The 18,397-nt window shown below is 70.5% G+C and carries 18 protein-coding genes; 6 read left to right on the top strand and 12 right to left on the bottom strand.

The window, feature by feature from the left end:
- Positions 1 to 58: 58 nt before the first annotated feature.
- Positions 59 to 691, bottom strand: coding sequence for a 7-carboxy-7-deazaguanine synthase (queE, locus tag MFF55_RS20220; RefSeq protein WP_238245907.1), 633 nt, complete (start codon positions 689 to 691; stop codon positions 59 to 61).
- Positions 692 to 949: 258 nt separating this feature from the next.
- Between queE and MFF55_RS20215 the strand changes: the two genes are divergently transcribed.
- From MFF55_RS20215 to MFF55_RS20205, 3 genes are all read left to right on the top strand, one after another.
- Entirely contained in the window at positions 950 to 2,437 is a 1,488-nt protein-coding gene (locus MFF55_RS20215; protein ID WP_238245906.1) for a D-alanyl-D-alanine carboxypeptidase family protein, read from the top strand.
- Positions 2,438 to 2,468: 31 nt separating this feature from the next.
- Positions 2,469 to 3,566 carry a CobW family GTP-binding protein gene (locus MFF55_RS20210; protein WP_238245905.1) on the top strand — a complete coding sequence of 366 codons (1,098 nt, stop codon included), beginning with the start codon at positions 2,469 to 2,471 and terminating at the stop codon, positions 3,564 to 3,566.
- 119 nt (positions 3,567 to 3,685) lie between these two features.
- Positions 3,686 to 4,570: a GNAT family N-acetyltransferase gene (locus tag MFF55_RS20205; protein ID WP_238245904.1), complete on the top strand. Its 885-nt coding sequence runs from the start codon at positions 3,686 to 3,688 to the stop codon at positions 4,568 to 4,570.
- A 6-nt stretch (positions 4,571 to 4,576) separates the two neighbouring features.
- On the opposite strand, the gene MFF55_RS20200 is transcribed toward MFF55_RS20205, so the two are convergent.
- From MFF55_RS20200 to MFF55_RS20180, 5 genes are all read right to left on the bottom strand, one after another.
- A complete protein-coding gene (locus MFF55_RS20200; protein ID WP_238245903.1) occupies positions 4,577 to 4,897 on the bottom strand; it encodes an HPr family phosphocarrier protein in 321 nt (106 codons plus the stop codon).
- A gap of 85 nt (positions 4,898 to 4,982) precedes the next feature.
- Complete coding sequence (locus MFF55_RS20195) at positions 4,983 to 5,384, bottom strand: PTS sugar transporter subunit IIA (protein WP_238245902.1); 402 nt, start codon at positions 5,382 to 5,384, stop codon at positions 4,983 to 4,985.
- A 124-nt stretch (positions 5,385 to 5,508) separates the two neighbouring features.
- A complete protein-coding gene (locus MFF55_RS20190) occupies positions 5,509 to 6,060 on the bottom strand; it encodes an HPr kinase/phosphorylase (protein WP_238245901.1) in 552 nt (183 codons plus the stop codon).
- Entirely contained in the window at positions 6,057 to 7,811 is a 1,755-nt protein-coding gene (locus MFF55_RS20185; RefSeq protein WP_373874845.1) for a sensor histidine kinase, read from the bottom strand. The genes MFF55_RS20190 and MFF55_RS20185 overlap by 4 nt, the downstream gene beginning before the upstream one ends.
- A 64-nt stretch (positions 7,812 to 7,875) precedes the next feature.
- The gene (locus tag MFF55_RS20180; protein ID WP_238245900.1) at positions 7,876 to 8,586 is read right to left on the bottom strand and encodes a response regulator transcription factor; all 711 of its coding nucleotides are present in this window, start codon (positions 8,584 to 8,586) and stop codon (positions 7,876 to 7,878) included.
- Positions 8,587 to 8,881: 295 nt separating this feature from the next.
- On the opposite strand from MFF55_RS20180, the gene MFF55_RS20175 reads away from it, so the two are divergent.
- Positions 8,882 to 9,679: a HugZ family pyridoxamine 5'-phosphate oxidase gene (locus MFF55_RS20175; protein WP_238245920.1), complete on the top strand. Its 798-nt coding sequence runs from the start codon at positions 8,882 to 8,884 to the stop codon at positions 9,677 to 9,679.
- Positions 9,680 to 9,697: 18 nt separating this feature from the next.
- Here the strand turns inward: MFF55_RS20175 and MFF55_RS20170 are convergent, their stop codons facing one another.
- The 3 genes from MFF55_RS20170 to MFF55_RS20160 all read right to left on the bottom strand — a co-directional run bounded on the left by MFF55_RS20170 (position 9,698) and on the right by MFF55_RS20160 (position 14,055).
- Positions 9,698 to 11,023, bottom strand: coding sequence for a VpsF family polysaccharide biosynthesis protein (locus MFF55_RS20170; protein WP_238245899.1), 1,326 nt, complete (start codon positions 11,021 to 11,023; stop codon positions 9,698 to 9,700).
- Position 11,024: 1 nt separating this feature from the next.
- A complete protein-coding gene (locus MFF55_RS20165) occupies positions 11,025 to 13,205 on the bottom strand; it encodes a GumC family protein (protein ID WP_238245898.1) in 2,181 nt (726 codons plus the stop codon).
- Positions 13,206 to 13,338: 133 nt separating this feature from the next.
- Positions 13,339 to 14,055, bottom strand: a complete 717-nt coding sequence (locus MFF55_RS20160; RefSeq protein WP_238245897.1) for a sulfate transporter family protein — start codon at positions 14,053 to 14,055, stop codon at positions 13,339 to 13,341.
- Positions 14,056 to 14,235: 180 nt separating this feature from the next.
- On the opposite strand from MFF55_RS20160, the gene MFF55_RS20155 reads away from it, so the two are divergent.
- Together MFF55_RS20155 and MFF55_RS20150 are read left to right on the top strand one after the other, a co-directional pair.
- Complete coding sequence (locus MFF55_RS20155; RefSeq protein ID WP_238245896.1) at positions 14,236 to 15,183, top strand: Kelch repeat-containing protein; 948 nt, start codon at positions 14,236 to 14,238, stop codon at positions 15,181 to 15,183.
- Between the two features lie 13 nt (positions 15,184 to 15,196).
- Positions 15,197 to 16,510, top strand: coding sequence for a flavin monoamine oxidase family protein (locus MFF55_RS20150; protein ID WP_238245895.1), 1,314 nt, complete (start codon positions 15,197 to 15,199; stop codon positions 16,508 to 16,510).
- A gap of 6 nt (positions 16,511 to 16,516) precedes the next feature.
- Here MFF55_RS20150 and MFF55_RS20145 read toward each other — a convergent pair whose 3' ends face one another.
- The 3 genes from MFF55_RS20145 to MFF55_RS20135 form a co-directional block, all read right to left on the bottom strand.
- Positions 16,517 to 16,882, bottom strand: coding sequence for a DUF427 domain-containing protein (locus tag MFF55_RS20145; protein WP_238245894.1), 366 nt, complete (start codon positions 16,880 to 16,882; stop codon positions 16,517 to 16,519).
- Positions 16,879 to 17,772: a methyltransferase domain-containing protein gene (locus tag MFF55_RS20140; protein WP_238245893.1), complete on the bottom strand. Its 894-nt coding sequence runs from the start codon at positions 17,770 to 17,772 to the stop codon at positions 16,879 to 16,881. Before MFF55_RS20140 ends, MFF55_RS20145 begins: the two co-directional genes overlap by 4 nt.
- A gap of 65 nt (positions 17,773 to 17,837) precedes the next feature.
- A complete protein-coding gene (locus MFF55_RS20135; RefSeq protein ID WP_238245919.1) occupies positions 17,838 to 18,344 on the bottom strand; it encodes a DUF2243 domain-containing protein in 507 nt (168 codons plus the stop codon).
- Positions 18,345 to 18,397: the final 53 nt, after the last annotated feature.

Genomic DNA, 18,397 nt, shown 5'->3' with positions numbered 1-18,397 from the left:
TGCGCGTTTCGAGGTTGATCTTGCGCATTCCGACATTGATCACGACGGACCCTCATGATCACGGAATCCCGATGATTTTGTGGGTCTGCAGCGACAGGCGCCAGCGGGCGTCCCGGCGGCAGCGCTCGATCGCGGCCTGCGTGTTGGCCGGCCCCTCGGGTCCGTCCATCGGCTGCAGCCAGTGATGGCGGAATCCGAGCGCCGCCAAGGCGTCGAGGTCGAGACCGGATTGCGGGTAGACGAGCTTCAGCTCGTGGCCGGAGGTCTGGACGAGCGGGTTGCCGGCCTTCGGGCTGACGCAGATCCAGTCGATCCCCGCCGGGGCGGGCAGAGTGCCGTTGGTTTCCACCGCGATCTCGAAGTCGCGCGCATGCACGGCGTCGATGAGGGCGGAATCCAGCTGCAGCAGGGGCTCGCCGCCGGTGAAGACGACGTAGCGATGGTGGGAACCGCCGGCCCAGGTCGCCGCGATCGCCCCGGCCAGCGCCTGCGCGTCCGCGAAGCGGCCGCCGCCCTCGCCGTCCATGCCGACGAAATCCGTGTCGCAGAAGCGGCAGGCCGCCTCGGCGCGATCCTCCTCGCGGCCCGACCAGAGGTTGCAGCCCGAGAAGCGGCAGAACACGGCGGCGCGCCCCGCCTGCGCGCCCTCGCCCTGCAGCGTGTGGAAGAGTTCCTTGACCGCGTACGCCATCGTCCATCCGCGCCGCGCAAGGCTGCCGCGGCGTCGCTCCGGGCCCCGACATAGGAGGGGAGGGCCGGCAGCGCCACAATTTCCGCCCCGCGACCGGTGGAAATCGCAAGCACGCCACGCTGTTGCCACGGACGGCGCGCTCATGAGCCCATATCGTGAGCGCAATCGGTGCGGGTCGATGCCCGGTCTACGCCCTAGCTATCCCAGGACGACGCGGCCCGTCATGCGGCCGGAACGTCCCTTGTCGAGACAGGCCTGATGTCGAACCGAACATTCCGGCACTTCGCCCTGGGGCTCACGGCCGTGCTGGGGGTCGTCGCCTCCGGCGCCGCCGGCGCGGTCACCGCCCCGATCCTCGTGGTGGAGGTGGATTCGGGCAAGGTGATCTACAGCCAGGCCCCGACCGACCCCTGGTTTCCGGCCTCCGTCACCAAGCTGATGACCGCCTACGTGGCCCTCGACATGGTGCGCCAGGGCAGGGCCTCTCTCGACACCCTCCTGACGGTCTCGGCCAACGCGGCGGCCGAGCCGCCCTCCAAGATGGGCTTCAAGCCCGGCACGCAGCTCACCCTCGACAACGCCCTGAAGATCATCATGGTGAAGTCGGCCAACGACGTCGCCTACGCCATCGGCGAGAATCTCGGCGGGTCCGTCGAGGGCTTTTCCGCGATGATGAACGAGACGGCGGCGCGCATCGGCATGCGCGAGAGCCATTGGACCAACCCGCACGGCCTACCCGACAGCCGCCAGTACACCTCGGCCCGCGACATGGCCGTGCTCGGCCGGGCGTTGATCCGCGACTTCCCGGGCTCGCGTGACCTGTTCTCGATCAGCGCCATCCAGTTCGGCCGCTCCGTGATGGCCAACCACAACGGCCTGCTCGGGCGCTACGCCGGCGCGGACGGCATGAAGACCGGCTTCATCTGCTCGGGCGGCTTCAACGTGGTGGCGAGCGCCACGCGCAACGGCCGACGCCTGATCACCGTCGTGATGGGCCAGCCCAGCGCCCGCGAGCGCGACATCAAGGCCTCCGATCTGTTCGATTACGGCTTCGGTCAATCGACGGGCTGGGGGGCGCAGACGCTCGAATCCCTGCCGGCATCGAGCGTCGCCGCGGCGCCGGACATGCGGCCCTACATCTGCGATCGGCGCAAGCCGATGCCGACCGACAGCGGCCAGACCGCCGTCACGGCCGGGGTCGCGCCCGACAACGCCAACGCGCAGTTCCTCGCCGCCGGCGCGCCGACGGCCGCCCTCGCCTTCGCGACGATGAACAGCGCGGCCCTGCGCGGGCGGGCCCTGCCGCCGCGCGCGCCGCTGCAGCCGATCCCGGTCTGGATCGGGCGCGATCCGGCCGAGGGCGCGATGGCGCTCAATGCCCAGGAGGAGGCGGACAAGGCCGAGCGCGAGGCCGCCCGGAGCGCCAAGCTCGAAGCCGTCAAGGCGAAGCGCGAGGCGGCCCGCCAGGCGAAGTCCGAGGCTGCAGCCCGCGACCGGGCGGCCTCCGTCGCCAAGCCGAAGGCGGTTCCGGCCGCGACCCGCGCCTACACCTCGATCGAGACGGCGCCGGTGATCGCGCCATCGCCCAAGAAGCCGGCGGCCAAGGCTTCGGACAAGGCCTCGGCCAAGCCCGCGCCTAAGCCCGCCGCCAAGGCTGCCGCGAAGCCGGCGGCCAAACCCGCCGCGAAGGTCGCTGCGAAGCCGGCGGCGAAGGCGGCGGCAGCCCGCAAGGCCTCGGAGGATTGAGCGGCCGGGCCGGTCGCGCTACGGCGTGGCGATGACCGAGCCCGCCCGACCGCCCGATCCGATCCTGCTCACCGTCGTCACGGGCTTCCTCGGGGCCGGCAAGACCACCCTGCTGAACCGTCTGCTGCGCGACCCCGCGCTCGCCGACACCGTCGTCATCGTCAACGAGTTCGGCGAGATCGGCCTCGACCATCTGCTCATCGAGACGGTGGACGAGGACATGATCCTGCTCGGCGCCGGCTGCCTGTGCTGCACCGTGCGCGGCGATCTCATCGCCACCCTGGAAGACCTGCTGCGCAAGCGCGACAACGGTCGGATCAAGCCGTTCCGCCGGGTGATCATCGAGACGACCGGCCTCGCCGACCCCGCGCCGATCCTGCACGCGCTGATCTACCATCCCTACCTCGTGATGCGGTACCGGCTGCAGGGCGTCGTCACCGTCGTCGATGCCGTCAACGGCGCGGCGACCCTCGACGCTCACCCCGAGGCCCTGCGGCAGGCGGCGGTCGCCGACCGGATCGTGCTGGCCAAGCGCGATCTCGCCGCGGATGGCGGGGACGCCTTGGCCGCTCGCCTCAGCGGCCTCAACCCTGCGGCCCCGATCGATGGTCCCGACGTGCCGGCCGCGGACCTGCTCGGCGGGTTCTTCGGCCTCGACGGCAAGAGCGAGGACGTCCGGAGCTGGCTCGGCGCCGAGGCGCTCCATGATCATCACCACGGCCATGATCATGAGCACCATCATCACGACGTGAACCGCCACGACGCCACGATCCGCGCCTTCGGGCTGACCAGCGACGCGCCCGTGCCGAGGGCGGCGTTCGAGATGTTCCTCGACCTGCTGCGCTCCGGCCACGGCCCGAAGCTGCTGCGCCTCAAGGGGCTCGTGGCGCTCGCCGACGAGCCCGACCGGCCGCTCGTCGTCCACGGCGTCCAGCACGTGATTCATACGCCGGTCCACCTCGAGCGCTGGCCGGACGACGACCGGCGCTCGCGCCTCGTCCTCATCGTGCGCGACCTCGACCCGGCCTTCGTCACGAGCCTCTGGGACGCCTTCCTCGGCCGACCGCGCCCCGATGCACCGGATGCCGCGGCGCTGACCGCAAACCCGCTCGCGATTCCCGGCGGCTGAGCAAAGTCCCGTCCCGGCGCAACCTGCGGCGGCACCGTTCTTGGTCCGAACCCGTCCGAGGATGGCGCCCACCGGCGCCGCCGTCCCGGAACGGGACGAGGACAAGCGGGACGCGAAGTATGAGAGCACGGTTCACGGTCATCGAAGGCGGCGCCGGCGGACAATCCGCGGTCGAAGCCGAGACGCTCGGCGGTGAAGCCTCCTGGCGGATCGATCTGCATCGCCCGGCGGCCGTCGGCGAGGCCGAGGTCGCGGCCTGGCGCGCCCTGCTGACGCGCCTGCGCGTCGCCGAGCCGTTCCGCGCCGATCCGGACTACCTGCTCACCGCGGCCCAGCACCAAGCCCGGTCGGTCGATCTCGTCTTCGCCTTCGCGTGGAATTCGCTCGCCGGCCGCGAGCACCTGCAGGCCGTGATACCGCTCGCCATGCCGCACCGGCTCTGGGGCAACGGCGTCGCCGAAATCTGGCACCCGCCCGGCCTGACCATCGGGCCGTCGATCGATCCTGACCGCGGGGAGAAGGTGCGCGAGGCGCTGCTGGATCACCTGCGAGGCATTCAGCCGGTCAGGGCGATCGCCCTCGATCCGCAGGTCCGGCGCCCCTCCCTGTTCGAGCGGACCATCGCGCCGGTGCGCTCCGCGCGCCGTGCCGCCATTCCGCCGGACAGCGTCGTCGGCGTCAGGCCGTTCGACGCCTTTCGCTCCCCGCCGCCGGAGACCGAGCGGATCGCCGATCCAGAGCGGATCCGCGATGCGGTCGAGATGTATCTCGGCCTCGACGCTCGGTTCTCGCCGAGCCCCCTCGTCAACGACCCGTCCGAAGCCACGATGGTTCGCGTGGTGATGCGGCGGTTCGCGCAGCGCCGGCTCGCCAGCGTCGACGTGATGCGCCGCGACGGCGCCGCCGTCGCCGCGAGGCTGCGGCTCGGCATCGGTCCCCAGGCCCTGATCTGGCGCGCGGTGGATACCGAGAGCGGCCGCCCGCGGAGCGAAGCGTCGGCGTAGCCGGCGCTAATCGTCTTCCCCGAAGCGGTTGGCGAGCAGCTCCTCGATCGCGGCGAGGCAGGCCTCGGCATCGGCGCCGACGGCCGTCACCGCGACGCTGGTGCCTTGCGCCGCACCGAGCGTGAGCAGACCCATGATGGAGCGTCCGCCGACGGTTTCCCCCGCGCGGGTGACCGTCACCACGGCGTCGAAACGCTCCACGGTCTGCACGAACTTGGCGGAGGCGCGGGCATGCAGGCCGCGCTTGTTGATGACCGGGAGGATGCGGAGGAGCCCGCCTTCGGGCACCGAGGGAAGCTCGTCGGCGTCGTCGAAGGTCTCGCTCATGCTCTTGGCCGCTCCCCGATCGCTCCCGCGCCGCGAGGCGCGAAACCCTCAACGTCGTTAGGACGTCGAGCGATGCGAGGAAAGATTATTTTCCGGCCAGGACGCGCGAGGCGACGTTGATGTATTTGCGGCCCGCTTCCTGGGCGTGCAGCACGGCGTCACCGAGCGATTCCTCGTCGCGGACGCTCGCGAGCTTGATCAGCATCGGCAGGTTGATGCCGGCCACCACCTCGACGCGGCCGCCATTCATGCACGAGAGGGCGAGGTTCGACGGCGTGCCGCCGAACATGTCGGTGAGCACCACGACACCGGTGCCCGTGTCGACCCGGCCGACGGCGGACATGATGTCGAGCCGCCGCGTCTCCATGTCGTCCTCGGGGCCGATCGTGATCGTCTCGATCTGCTGTTGCGGACCGACGACGTGTTCGAGCGCGGCCTTGAACTCGGTGGCGAGCAGCCCGTGGGTGACGAGCACCATTCCAATCATCGACGCGTTTTCCGACGCCCTGTGAGCGGAGCAGCATCTTGTGCACCGCAAGGTGGCGCGCAAGACGTTAGCGACGTTTTGCTCACCAAACCGTCATGATCATGCCACTCTCTCCCCGCCCGCGCTACACGTCGGGCGGGTTCCCCCATGCGAGAATCGGCGGGTGCGACAGTCCGGCAACGCCCTCGCGGTCGGCGATCAAGCGATCCTCGACCAGCGCTGCCGCCGAGGGGGAGCTGAGCAACGTCCGATCGAGGGCGAGGCGCGCCAGCGAGACCCCCAGGATCTCGCAGGCATCGATGGCTGGTTCGGGCAGCCTCGGCCGGGCATCGACGAGGTCGAGGACGAGCCGCAGCACGGCGGCCTCCATCCGTTGTGCAACGCGAAGGATACCCAGCCCGCGGACCTCGATAAGCCCGGTGAGAACCGGGTGCGGCCGGGCGACCAACCGTCCCGATGATCGCGTGATCACGACCCGGTCGTCAGCCACGAGGCTCGCATGCCGGCCGCTGCGCCCCGCGCGCTCGATGAGTTCCAGAGCAAGTCGGGACTTACCGCTGCCGGCAGCACCGCGGATCAGGAGCCCGGCCTCCCCCAGCACCACGCAGACCGCGTGGATCGTCGCCCCGGATGCCGCATCCGGCGCTACGCCGCCATCGGTCGCGGCAGGCCTCACCGGACACTCGGTAGCCGCACGATGAACCGTGCGCCGCGCACGGTCGGCTCGCCCTCCTCGTCGGCGGGTCCTGGCCGGTTCTCGGCTCGGATGGTGCCGCGATGCGCCTGGACGATCTGGCGCGAGATGGAGAGGCCGAGCCCCGAATTCTGGCCGAAGCCCTGTTCCGGCCGGTCGGTGTAGAAGCGCTCGAAAATCCGCTCCAGGGCGTCCTGCGGAATGCCGGGGCCCTCGTCCTCGACGATGAGCTCTACCTCATTGCGCACGCGGCGCAGGGCCACGCGCACCTTGGCGTCGGGCGGCGAGAACGATCGGGCATTGTCGAGCAGGTTGTTGATGACCTGGCCGAGCCGGCTGTCGTGGCCGAAGATCGCGAAGGGCATCTCCAGATCGGCGGCCGGCGCCTCGATGTCGAGGTGGATCAGCGCGTCTTTGGGCCGGCGGCGCTCGTTGGCCACCGACACCACCGTCGTGATCAGCCGGCTCATGTCGACGCGCCGCGCCTCGGCCCGCGCGAGCTCGGCATCCAGGCGGGAAGCGTCGGAGATGTCGCTGATGAGCCGATCGAGGCGCTTCACGTCGTGCTGGATGATCTGCATGAGCCGCCCGCGGGACTCGTCGGTCTTGGCGAGCGGCAGCGTCTCGACGGCGCTGCGCAGGGAGGTCAGCGGGTTCTTGAGCTCGTGGCTGACATCGGCCGCGAAGCTCTCGATGGCGTCGATGCGTCGGTAAAGCGCCTGGGTCATATCGCGCAGGGCCCCCGAAAGGTGCCCGATCTCGTCGGTGCGCTTCGTGAAGTCCGGGATCTCTTCCCGCGACTTGATGCCCAGCCGGACCTTCTCGGCGGCATCGGCGAGGCGCCGCACCGGCCCGGCGATGGCGCCGGCGAGCAGGATCGACAGGACTAGCATCACGATGGCCGCGATGAGGAAGACCTGCAGCAGCCCGAAGCGCTCCGAGGCGATCACGCGGTCGATGTCGCCGCCCTGCGTCGAGAGCATCAGGGCGCCGCGCAGGGAGCCGCTGCGCTGGATCGGCACCGCCACCGAGACGATGGTCTCGCCCCCCTCGTTGCGCCGGACGAGCGTCCCCCGCGATCCGGCGAGCGCGACCTGAACCTCCTTGAGGCTCCGGCCATTCGCCGGCCCGACTTCCTCCGTTCCGGCGGGACGATCGGCGAGGTCGCGCCCGAGGACCCGCGTCTGAACGAAGTCCCAGCCCTGTTCGAGGAAGTTGCGCTTCTGCCGCCGGATCGTGAGCTGATCGCCCCGCGCCGAGAGCGTGCGCGTGTCGAAGAGCAGCCCGCCCTCCTGGTCGTAGACGCGGGCGCGGTTGCCGGTCGGCGTCACGAGGCGGCGCAGGAGCGGCGCGACCCGCTCGGGGTTCAGCGAGAAGGCAAGGGGGGAAGGCGCGTCCTCGCCCGCGTTGCCGCCTTCGCCGGCCTGAAGCTGGAGCAGCTTGTCCGGGTCGATCCGGATCGCGTCCGTTTCGACGGAGGCCGAGGAGGCGATGGCGCCTGCGATGATCTCGCCCTGGATCAGCAGGCTCTGGACCCGGGCCTGGATCAGCCCCTGCCGGAACTGATTCAGGTAGAGGAAGCCGAACAGCAGGGCGAGGAGCCCGACTAGGTTCAGCACCACGATGCGGCGCGTCAGGCTCGACGAGGCGCTCCGGCCGATACCCTGCCACAGCGCGCGCGGCCATTTCAGGAGGCCGCGAGGCCGCGTGTGCTCTTCGTCAGTGGTCGGCACGATGGTCCGGAAAGCAGGTTCGCCAAGCTCGCCAACGGTCCGGGAGGGACCGGGCGCGGGGATGCTAGCTCTCCTTGAAGCGATACCCGACGCCGTACAAGGTTTCGATCATGTCGAAGTTCGAATCCACGACCTTGAACTTCTTGCGCAGCCGCTTGATGTGGCTGTCGATCGTCCGGTCGTCGACGTAGACCTGATCGTCGTAGGCCGCGTCCATCAGGGCGTTGCGGCTCTTCACGACGCCGGGCCGATGGGCGAGCGCCTGGAGGATCAGGAACTCGGTGACGGTGAGAGTCACCGGCTCCTGCTTCCAGGTGCAGGTATGGCGCTCCGGGTCCATCATCAGCAGGCCGCGCTCGAGCGAGCGGGCCGCGGCATCGGCCTCGCGCTGCGCGGCGCCCGGGCCGTCCTTCGGCGCGAAGCGGCGCAGCACCGCCTTGACGCGCTCGACGAGGAGGCGCTGCGAGAATGGTTTGTGGATAAAGTCGTCGGCGCCCATCTTCAGGCCGAACAGCTCGTCGATTTCCTCGTCCTTCGAGGTGAGGAAGATCACCGGAAGATCAGACTTCTGGCGCAGCCGGCGCAGCAGCTCCATCCCGTCCATGCGCGGCATCTTGATGTCGAAGATCGCGAGATCGGGGGGCGAGTGCTTGAGGCCGTCGAGGGCCGAAGCGCCGTCGGTGTAGGTCTGGATGCGGTAGCCCTCGGTCTCGAGCGCGATCGAGACGGAGGTGAGGATGTTGCGGTCGTCGTCCACGAGGGCGATGGTCGGCATTCGCGTTCCCTAACTTGCTCGGATGCGGCCTCGCGGAGGTTCTCGTCCGCGTCTCCGCATCCGGCCCCGTCGAGGGCCGGCAAAGACGCGGCGGCGATCGGCCGAGGCGGATCGCGTTCGCGCGGAGAGTCGCCTCGTGTAGCGACAACGCGGGAAAAAAGCGAGTGTTGGTCGTAGCTTGACCGTAAGCGGCCAACGGGTCGCGGCCCGCCGCCCTCGTCCAAAGCGCCGGGATACCGCTATGTTCGGCCCCGACGAAGCGGATGACGGAGGGCACGCCGTGGCGGATGAGCGGATGGAGAACGGCTCGGAAAAACAGACGGCGCGCCGAGGGCCGGCGACGCCGCTGCCCGCGGCGGAGGCGCCCTTCGACGCGATCGGCCTCGCGCGCGAGCTCCTGCGCAGCGTCCGTTCGGGCGCACTGGCGACGATCGACACCGAGGACGGCACGCCCTTCGCCTCGCTCGTGACCATCGCCACCGACGTCGACGGCACGCCGCTGATGCTGCTGTCGCGGCTCTCGGCCCATACCCGCAACCTGCTCGCCGACCCGCGCGCCTCCCTGCTGTTCAGCGTGGGCGGAAAGGGCGACCCGCTGGCTCACCCGCGCCTGACCGTGACCGGGCAGGTCCGCAAGACGGAGTCGCAGCAGGCCCGGGAGCGCTTCCTCGCTCGGCATCCCAAGGCCAAGCTCTATGCCGATTTCCCCGATTTCGGGTTCTTCGCACTCACGCCCTCGGCGGGCCACCTCAACGGCGGCTTCGCCAAGGCCGCGACTCTGACGCAGGCCGAGTTGCTGCTCGACCCCGCGATCGCGGAGAACTTGGCGACCGGCGAAGCAGGGGCGGTCAGTCATATGAACGCCGACCATGCCGACGCTATCGCGCTCTATGCAGTCACGGCCGGTGAGGAGCCGGGGCCCTGGCGCCTCACCGGGCTCGATCCCGAGGGCCTCGACCTCCTGGCCGGCGACCGCACCGCACGGGTGACCTTCCCGCGTCCCGTCGAGGACATGGGCTCGTTGCGCAAGGTTCTGGTCGAGATGGCGAGTGCCGCCAGGTCGGCCGATCCTTCCTCGGGCCCGGCGAACTAAAGGCCGCCGATCGATCCGTCACCGCCCCCGGCGCGTGGCGGCAGGGGTGTGGGCCGGCGGCGGAACCTGAGGCCGATACAGGACCAGGATCAGCACGGCGAACTTCGTGAGCATGGTCGTCTTGCTGGCGAGGCTCTCGGCGGAATTCAGCAGGATCGCGAAGGCCAGGACGGGAAGGAAGGTCCCCGCGCGGGACCGGCGGACGAGCTCGGTCACGAACACCACGACCGCGATCGTGAGCAGCGTGGTCAGCACGATGCCCTGGTAGAGCGCCATGCGGACGATCGGGTTCTCGATGCCCCATTCGAGCCCGCTGACCCGCCGCAGGGAATCGACGAGCGCGGTGTCGGGCCCGAACATGAGGTCGCGCAGGGGGATGCGGTCGAAGAGCTCGAACATCTCGACACGGGCATTCGCGCTTCCGCCATCCGAGACGAAGCGCTCGAGAAGCTGATCGAAGAACCCGCCGACGGCGAGCGCCACGGCCACGATCGGCGCAACCGTGCCGATGACGAGTGCCAGCCCAGCGCCGAGCAGCGGCACGCGGCCGCTCCGGAGGACGCGAAAGCCTGCGACGAGCGCGTAGGCGCCGCCGAGCAGGAGCACCAGGACGGTGGCGGAGCGACCGCCGAAGGTCACCAGCGCCACGAGCTGGAGGACGATCATCGCGAAGCGGAGGGCGGGCGCCAGGAGGGAGCCTCCCCCGGACAGGAGGGCAAGCAAATAGATCGACGTGATGAAGGCGTTGACGAGAGGATGCCCCTGGAGCGCGGCCGACCGGGTATCCGTCGGAAAGACCGCCCCGTCGAAGCGATAGGGAAACACGAGCGTGCCGCTCGCGAACTCGGCCAGGCCGAGCAGAGCGTTGACCAGCATGACCGCGTGCAGGGTCTTCTCCAGGGCTCGCAGGTCGTCGCTGCCGAACGAGGCCAGCACCATCACGACGAGCGCGGGCGTCACGAAGGTGTCGATGGAACCGGCGAGACCGCTTCCGCTGCGCAGTGCGATATGCGCGGCGAGAATCAGGCCCGCGCAGAGCAGGAAGAGGCTCGCCGGCCGGGCCTGGGCCGTGCGCACCACCGCGCCGACAGGATTGCCGGAGGCGAGCACCGTCCAGCCGACGAGGAATACCGCAAGGTAGGTCGAGGGATGGATCTTGGAGGCGGCACTTCCGCTGAGGCCGTCATAGTTCAGGCCGAGGTGCCAGAGGACGCCACCGGAGAAGGCGAAGAGCACGATCGTGGTCACGACGAGGGCCAAGATCGGCACCGGCCGGCGTCGTGCGAGCCGATGCCTCTTCGCGGGATGCGCGTAGGCCGCCGATGCCTCAAGGCCGGCGCGCATCCTAAGCCGTCGTGACGAGGAGCGCGGCCGAGATCGGCCGCCCGACCAGCGCCGCAGCCTCGACGGCCTCCAGCACGTCGCGCTGTACGGTGATGCCGGCGCGGGCGACGAAGAGGACCGCGTCGGCGAGCTCCATCAGCGGCCCGGCCTGGACGTTCTCGACCAATGCTCCGCCGTCGATCACGACGAGGTCGAAGCGATGCTCGACCTCGGAGCGGAAGCGCTCCTGGGCGGCGGAGCTCGGCACGAGCTCGCCGCGCTTCTGGCGGCCCACTCCGAGCAGCCGGATGCTGCTGGCCGGCTGCTGGGTCCGCAGCACGGTGTTGAGGGCCTCCTCGCCGCGCAGGATGTCGAAGAAGCCGGGCGAGGAGCCGCCCTCGCGCGGATCGGTCTCGATGTAGAGCACCCGCAGCCCGCGCGCTTCCGCGGCGCCGGCGAGGAGCTGCGCGGTCCGGCGGCGCGAGACCTCGTCGGCGGCACCGGAGGTGACGAACACGCTGCCCGGCCCGCCGGAGGCGGTACGCCGCGCGCTCAAGAGCCGGGCAAGCACGAGGTTTGCCGATTTCGTGGCCTCCGCGTCGGAACCTCGTGCCTTCCGGCCGAGCGCGAGATTGGGGATCGTCCCGATCACCGGCGCTTCAGCGAGGCGCTGGAGCTGGTTGCGCGAGAGAACCGTGGGGCTCAGGTACTCGCGCACCATCGCTGCCCCCGTGCCGAGGCCCATGCCGGCGGCAAGGGCGCCCAGCGCGAAGAGCCCGGGAAGTGGCCAGCTCTTGTCCTGGGGCGGAGTCGCGCGGGTGATGATCCGGGCGTTCGTCGAATCGATTCCCGACTGCTCGCGGATCTCGCGGGCGCGGTTGAGGAAGTTCGTGTAGACGGCCCGGTTCGCCTCGACCTCCCGCTCGAGCTCGCGCAGGCGAACCGAGGCCTGGGCCGTCGTGTTGTTCTGGCTCTGGAGGCGCTTGAGGTTCGCCGCGACCGAGCGCTCGCTGGCGAGCGCCCGCTCGTAATCGGCTCGCGCCGAGCGTTCGACGCGGCCGAGCTCGGCGTTGATCAGCCCGCGCACCTCGCCGATCTGGGCGCCCAGCGACACGATGGTGGGATGGCGGCTCCCGAGCTGGCTGCCGAGATCCGCCTGGCGCTCCGACAGCTCCGCGAACTGCTGGCGCAGGCGCGTGATCACGGAGGACTGGATCGCCTCGGCGGTCGCGTCGTTGGCGCCCTTGCGGGCCCGCTCGATCTGGTCGATCCGCGCCTTGAGCTCGGCAGTCTTCGCCTGGGCCGTGCTGAGCTGGAGATTGATCTCGGTGAGCTGCTGCTCGGTCACGAGGCGCCCGCCCGAGCGCACGAGGTCGTTAGCGGCCTTATAGGCCTCGGCCCGGTTCTCGGCTTCGCGCACCCGCTCGCGCTGCTCGTCGAGGCGTGCGGCGAGCGAATCGGAGGCGCGCCGCGCCGCTTGGGTCCGCGCGTCGGTCTGATCGGCGAGGTAGGCGGTGGCGATGGCGTTGGCGATGCTCGCTGCCTTGTTCGGGTCCTTGGCGGTGAGGATGATGTCGATGACGAAGACCTTGTCGGCGCGCTTGATCGCGAGCCGCTTCTTCACGTTCCGGAGCGTCCGTTCCTCGATTTCGGCCGGCGTCGGAGCAGGCGCCGCCTGGCCGATCAAGCCGCGGAGCTTCGCCGCCAAGCCGCCCCCAGCGCCCCCGAACTCGGGGTCCTCGGTAAGGTTGAGGGCGGCGATGGCGCGCAGAAGCACGCTCGCCGACTCGATTACCCGGGCTTGGCTCTCGACCTGGGTGACGCCGCCGTCGGGCGCGACCGCGACGGGGTTGATGTCGTTCGTCATCACCTGGCGATCGCGTGGATCAATCAAGATCTGCGCCGACGCCGTGTAGAGCGCCGGCGTGAGCAGCCCGTAGGCGAGGGCGCCGGCGACCATCAGGGCGACCGTCCCAAAGATCCAGCCGCGCCGTCGCGCGAGGATCCGCCAAATGTCCCCGAGCTCCGCCGTGCGGTCGATGTCGGCGGGCGCGGAGGCCGGCGGCGCGAGCGCCAGCGTCGGCGCATAGGCCTCGCTGCGGCCGTCGATCCTGCTCTCGAAGCGCGTCATGGTCGAAGGAACCGCCTCAGGACGAGCACGCCCGGGCCGGATGCCCAGGTACTCGGTCTCGTCCTCGTGCAAGTCGCATGCATGATCCGACGGTACGAGATTTGTGTCGAATCGGAGGTTTCCGGTGCGAAAGCATCGGGAAACGCGGTAAATGCTTCATCTCGGAGCGGGCTGGCGTCCCATTTTCGGAAATGAGACGCGGGGGTCACCGCAGGCGTCGGGTCTCGGCATGACCGATCGCGGGTGCGCGGCGGCTCAGCCCCCTGTGCAGGTGGACCATCAGCGCGATGCCGAAGAGCGGGGTGAGCAGGTTGAGGATCGGGACGATCATCATCCCGGCGAGGAGCGAGCCGGCCGAGAGAGTCGCGAATCCGTGACGCCGGCGCATCTCCGCCGCCTCTTCCAGCGGCCGGAAGCGGGCGGCGGCGAGTTCGAAATACTCGCGCGAGAGCAGGTAGGCGTTGGCGCCGAAGAAGGCGACCAAGTTCACGCCCGGCACGAAGAACAGGATCAGCGCCACGAGATTCACGAGGAGCGCGAGCCCCGCGAAGCGCACGGCGTAGAACATCGCCTTCCCGAGGGGCATGGCGCGGCCGGGAACGTCGCCGGGGAAGTCGGTCCGCTCCACGATCTCTGCGGCGTCGTCGAGGAAGTAGCCGGCGACCAGGATCGAGACGGCCGGCATGATGTAGGCGAGCGCCACGAACAGCCCCGCGCCCGCGAGGAAGACCGCCGCGGTGTCGAGGAACGGGTACTCGGCCGAGAGGTGGTGGTTCGAGAGGAACCAGTTGATCAGCCGCGTCAGCCCGAACCAGACGAGGACGAGGATGCCCAGGGTGAGCCCCAGCGACTTCCACAGGATCGCGCGCAGCGGGGGCGAGAAGACCTGGCGGAACGCCGCGAGTGCGGCTTTGAAGAGCATGCGATGCTGTCCTTGATCGGGATCTCCGCGGCCGGAGCCGCGCCCTTCGCGCCCACCCGGGGCGGTTCTGGCCGCAGCGGCGGCGACGCGCAAGTCCGGGCCCGGGGGCGGTCCGTCGCGATCCGCACTTTTCTCAGGCCCGGACGTTGGCACGTCGTCGGCCCGTCCGGAGATGGTTGGATGACGCGCACGCTCTCAGCCCTTGCCCTGCTCGCCCTCATCGCCGGCGGGCCGGCGGGCGCTCACGGAGTCGGCGCCTGGGCCGGCGCGAGTTCGGCGTCGGCCGAGCGCTCCGAGGTCGCGGTCGCGTCCATCGACGGCAAGGCCTACGTCGTCGGCGACTTCAACGGGGCGACGGAGCTTCTCGTCTACGACCTGAGCCGCGACGCCTGGGAGAAGGGCACCGCCTTTCCCTATCCGGTGCACCACACCATGGCCGTCGGGCATGGCGGCCGGATCTACGTGTTCGGCGGCTACGTCAACGGCTGGGAAGCGACCGCCCGGGTCTGGTCCTACGACCCGAGCACGAAGGTCTGGGAGCCGCGGGCCCCGCTGCCGACCGCCCGCGCGGCCGGCGGTGCCGCCATCATCGGCGGCCGCATCCACGTCGTCGGCGGCAGCGTCACAGGCCGGGCCAACAACCCAGCCCACGAGATCTACGACCCGGCGACGGACAGCTGGATCAAGGCCGCGCCCCTGCCGACGCCGCGCGATCATCTCTCCGTCCAGGCCTCCGGCGGCCGGCTCGTGGCGATCGGCGGCCGGGTCGACGGGAATCCCGCCGAGAACCTCGCAGCCAACGAAGTCTACGATCCCGCCAAGAACTCCTGGGCGGCCGCCGCGCCGCTCCCGACGCGTCGGAGCGGCGCCGCCTCGGCAGCGCTCGGGCAGGAGGTCTACGTGATTGGCGGCGAATCGAACCTGAAGACCTATGACGCCGTCGAGGCTTTCGACTTGCCGGGCAATTTCTGGCGGAGCCTCGCCCGGCTCCCGACGGCCCGCCACGGCTTCGGCGCGGTGACGCACGAGGGACGCATCTACACCCTGGTGGGCAGCCCCAAGCCCGGCGGTGATCGCTCGGGCATCGTGGAGGTGTTCGACCCGAAGGGCGGCGCGGCGACGCGATGACCGACCGCGAAGCATGCTGAACCGCATCGCGCGGCCGGAGCACGAGCGCTTTCGTCCCACGATCGCGCCGCGCTTCGCCGAGCTGCCCGCTGATCCCGAGGTCGTCGTCATCGGCGCCGGCGCGGCGGGCATCGCGGCGGCGCGGCTGCTCGCCGCCCGTGGCGTCAGGGTGGCGGTGATCGAGGCGCGCGGCCGGGTCGGCGGCCGCGTCGTCACCACCCATCTCAGGGGGCACGCCGTCGACCTCGGGGCACACTGGCTCCATGCCGGGCCGATCAACCCGCTCGTCCAACTCGGGACCGTGCGGGGCGAGCCCCTGCGGGTCGCTGCGCAGAACAGCCATCTCTGGGTCGGGCGCCGCCCTGGCCGGCCCGCGGAAGCGTCGGCGCACGGGCGGGCCTTCGCCGTCACGGACCGTTTCCTCACCACGGAAGCGGCTCGCGGCGGCCTGGACCGACCGGCGGCCCGCGCGCTGCCTCCCGGCTTGGGACCCTGGGGCGAGCGGGTCGCCCTGGTCCACGGCCTGGTGTCCGGCCGGCCACTCGACGAGGTGTCGCTCCAGGATTTCCCGAGCATGGAGTACGGCGACAACCGCTTCATCGCCGGCGGCTATGGCGCCTACCTGGCCCGCCTCGCCCAGGGTTTGCCCATCGCCCTTCGCACGGAGGCGACCGGCATCGATTGGTCGGGTGCGGGGGTCCGGGTCGAAACCGCCGACGGTACCGCTCTCTCGGCCAGGGCGGTAATCATCACCCTGCCGATGATGGTGTTGCAGCAGGGGCCGGCATTTACGCCCGCGCTGCCCGAGGCGGTGCGCGGCGCCATCGACGGGTTTCGCCCCGGCATCTACGAGCATGCCGTGCTGCACTGGCCCTCAAGCCCCTTCCGCGGGGCGGACCGGCTCGCGAGCATCGTCGGGGGCCGGCACATGCCGCCGGGCCTGCTCACCCGGCTCGACGGCACGCCCTTCCACTATTTCGAACTCGATCTGCCGTCCTGCGCGAGCCTCGACGCCCGCGGCGGCGGCCCGGACGGCACCCGCCGCTTCGTCCGGACCGTGCTCGCCGAGCATTTCGGCGAGCGGGCGCTGCGCGACCTCACGGTCTCAGCGGTCAGCGAATGGCGGCACGATCCCTGGTCGCGCGGGTCCTGGGCGGTCGTCCCGCCCGGCCATGCCGGCGCGCGCCAGGTCCTCCTTGAGCCGATCGCCGACCGGCTCTGGTTCGCCGGCGAAGCGCTCTCGCGGCTGCAATGGGGGACTGCGGGCGGCGCCTACGAGGAGGGCGAAAGGGCCGCCCGCGCGGTGGCAGCGGCGCTCGGGCGTTGAGTCCGCTCAGGCCGGCCCTTCCTCGATCGCGTCGACCCTGTCCGGATAGAAGGCGAGGTGGCCCGTGATCGCCGCGACGGCGGGGAAGGGGTCCTCGTAGCTCCAGACCGCATCGGGCCGCACGACATCGCCCACCTGCAGGCTGAAATAGGCCGCGTCACCCTTGTAGGGGCAATGCGTCCGGCGAGCGCTCGGCCTGAAATGCTCCATCCGGGCGTCGGCGCGGGGGATGTAGAGGACGGGCGGGAAGCGCCCCTCCTTCAGGGTCAGGACGGCCCGGCTCTCGGCGATGACGACGCCGCCGAGCCGGACGCGGACGCGTCTGGGATGCGGCGCAATCGTGATCGGATGGTCCGGTCCAGGTTCCCTCATCGTTCGCTCCCCATGTCAGGATTCCGTTCGGTCGTGCCCAGTGCCTCGGCGAGGCGCGCCTTGGCGCTGCCGGGCTTCAGCGGCTTCTGCTGGCTCTCATGCGGCGCCCAGCCGGAGAGCCACAGGATCTCGAAGGTCGCGCGCAGGCGTCCGTCAGGGTCCGCGAAGCGCTCGGCGTAGATCGCGGCCATCCGCATCAGGGTGGCGCGGCGGAGCGGCGTCCGGCGGCGCTCGGTCAGCACGTTGGTCAGGCCCATGGCGCGCAGGTCGCGCATCAGCGCGAAGGGATCGTCGTAGCGCACCGTGAGCGTCTCGGTGTCGGCGACGGGCAGGGCGAAGCCCGCCCGCTGCAGCAGGCCGCCGAGGTCGCGCACCTCCGCGAAGGGCGCGACGCGGGGGCTGATCCCGCCCTCGACCCCGCTCTCGGCCTCGCCGAAGGCTTGGCGGAGCTCGAAGAGGCTGCGCCCGCCGAGAAGGGCGCCCATGAACAGCCCATCCGGCCGCAAGGCCCGTCGAAGCTGGACCAGGACGCCGGGCAGATCGTTCACGTGCTGGAGCGCCAGCAGGGACACGGCGAGATCGAACGCACCGCCGCCCAGGGGCAGCGCCTCGGGATCGCCGACGAGGAGGCCTGGCCCGGGCTCACCGGTGACGGCACAGAGGCGGATGAGCGTGTCGATGCGCGAATCGCGGTGCAGGCGGTCCGCCGCGACAGGCGTCGGCGTGGCGAGGTCGAGCGCGCGGGGAAAGCGCCGCAGCACCGCGCCGAGCCGGTCCTCAAGATCATCGGCCAAGCGCGCGAGCAGGAAGTCGGCATAGCCCGCGGCCCTGGCCCGCGCGAGCCGTCGGCGCGCGAGCGCGGTGTCGAAGAGGGGCGGGGGATGGGTCATCGCCGGTAAATGGAGGCGCCGGCGCGATCCGCCACCTCGATCGGGGCTCGACGGTCGGAAGCCTCCTAAGAGACCGAACCGGCCAGAGTGCGCGCCTTCCCGCGCCTCAGCATGATCCAGCCCCCCGCCAGCATCGCCGCGCCCCAGGCGAGGAAGCCGACATCCCAGTAGATCCACTGCTCGCGCGGCACCGTCTCGTTGACGTGGTGGAGGCCGAGCAGGTGATGGTTGATCACCCCCTCGACCAGGTTGAAGAGCCCGAAGCCAATTAGGATACCGCCCGGCAGCAGCAGGCCCGACCATTGCACGTGGTTCCGCCGCGCGTATCGCCAGAGCACGACGAGGCCGGCCAGGGTGAAGAGGTAGGTGGCGGCATGAAACAGGCCGTCGAAGAGCGTGTTGATCTTCAGGTTCTCGACGCTGTCCGGCGGATATCCGGCGCTGGTGACGAGGTGGTGCCATTGCAGGATCTGGTGAAGCACGATCCCGTCGAAGAAGCCGCCGACACCGAGGCCGAACAGGATCGCGGCCGATGTCGGAAATCCGGTCCTGCCGCCGTCTCTCGCATCCATCATCCATCTCCTCGCGGGCCCGCGCAGAGCGGACCGGGCACCCTCCATACCGC

It is taken from the genome of Methylobacterium iners (assembly GCF_022179305.1).
GTDB classification, from domain to species: domain Bacteria; phylum Pseudomonadota; class Alphaproteobacteria; order Rhizobiales; family Beijerinckiaceae; genus Methylobacterium; species Methylobacterium iners.
Note: the sequence above shows the minus strand (reverse complement) of the source record. Positions and strands in the feature narration are given on the sequence as shown.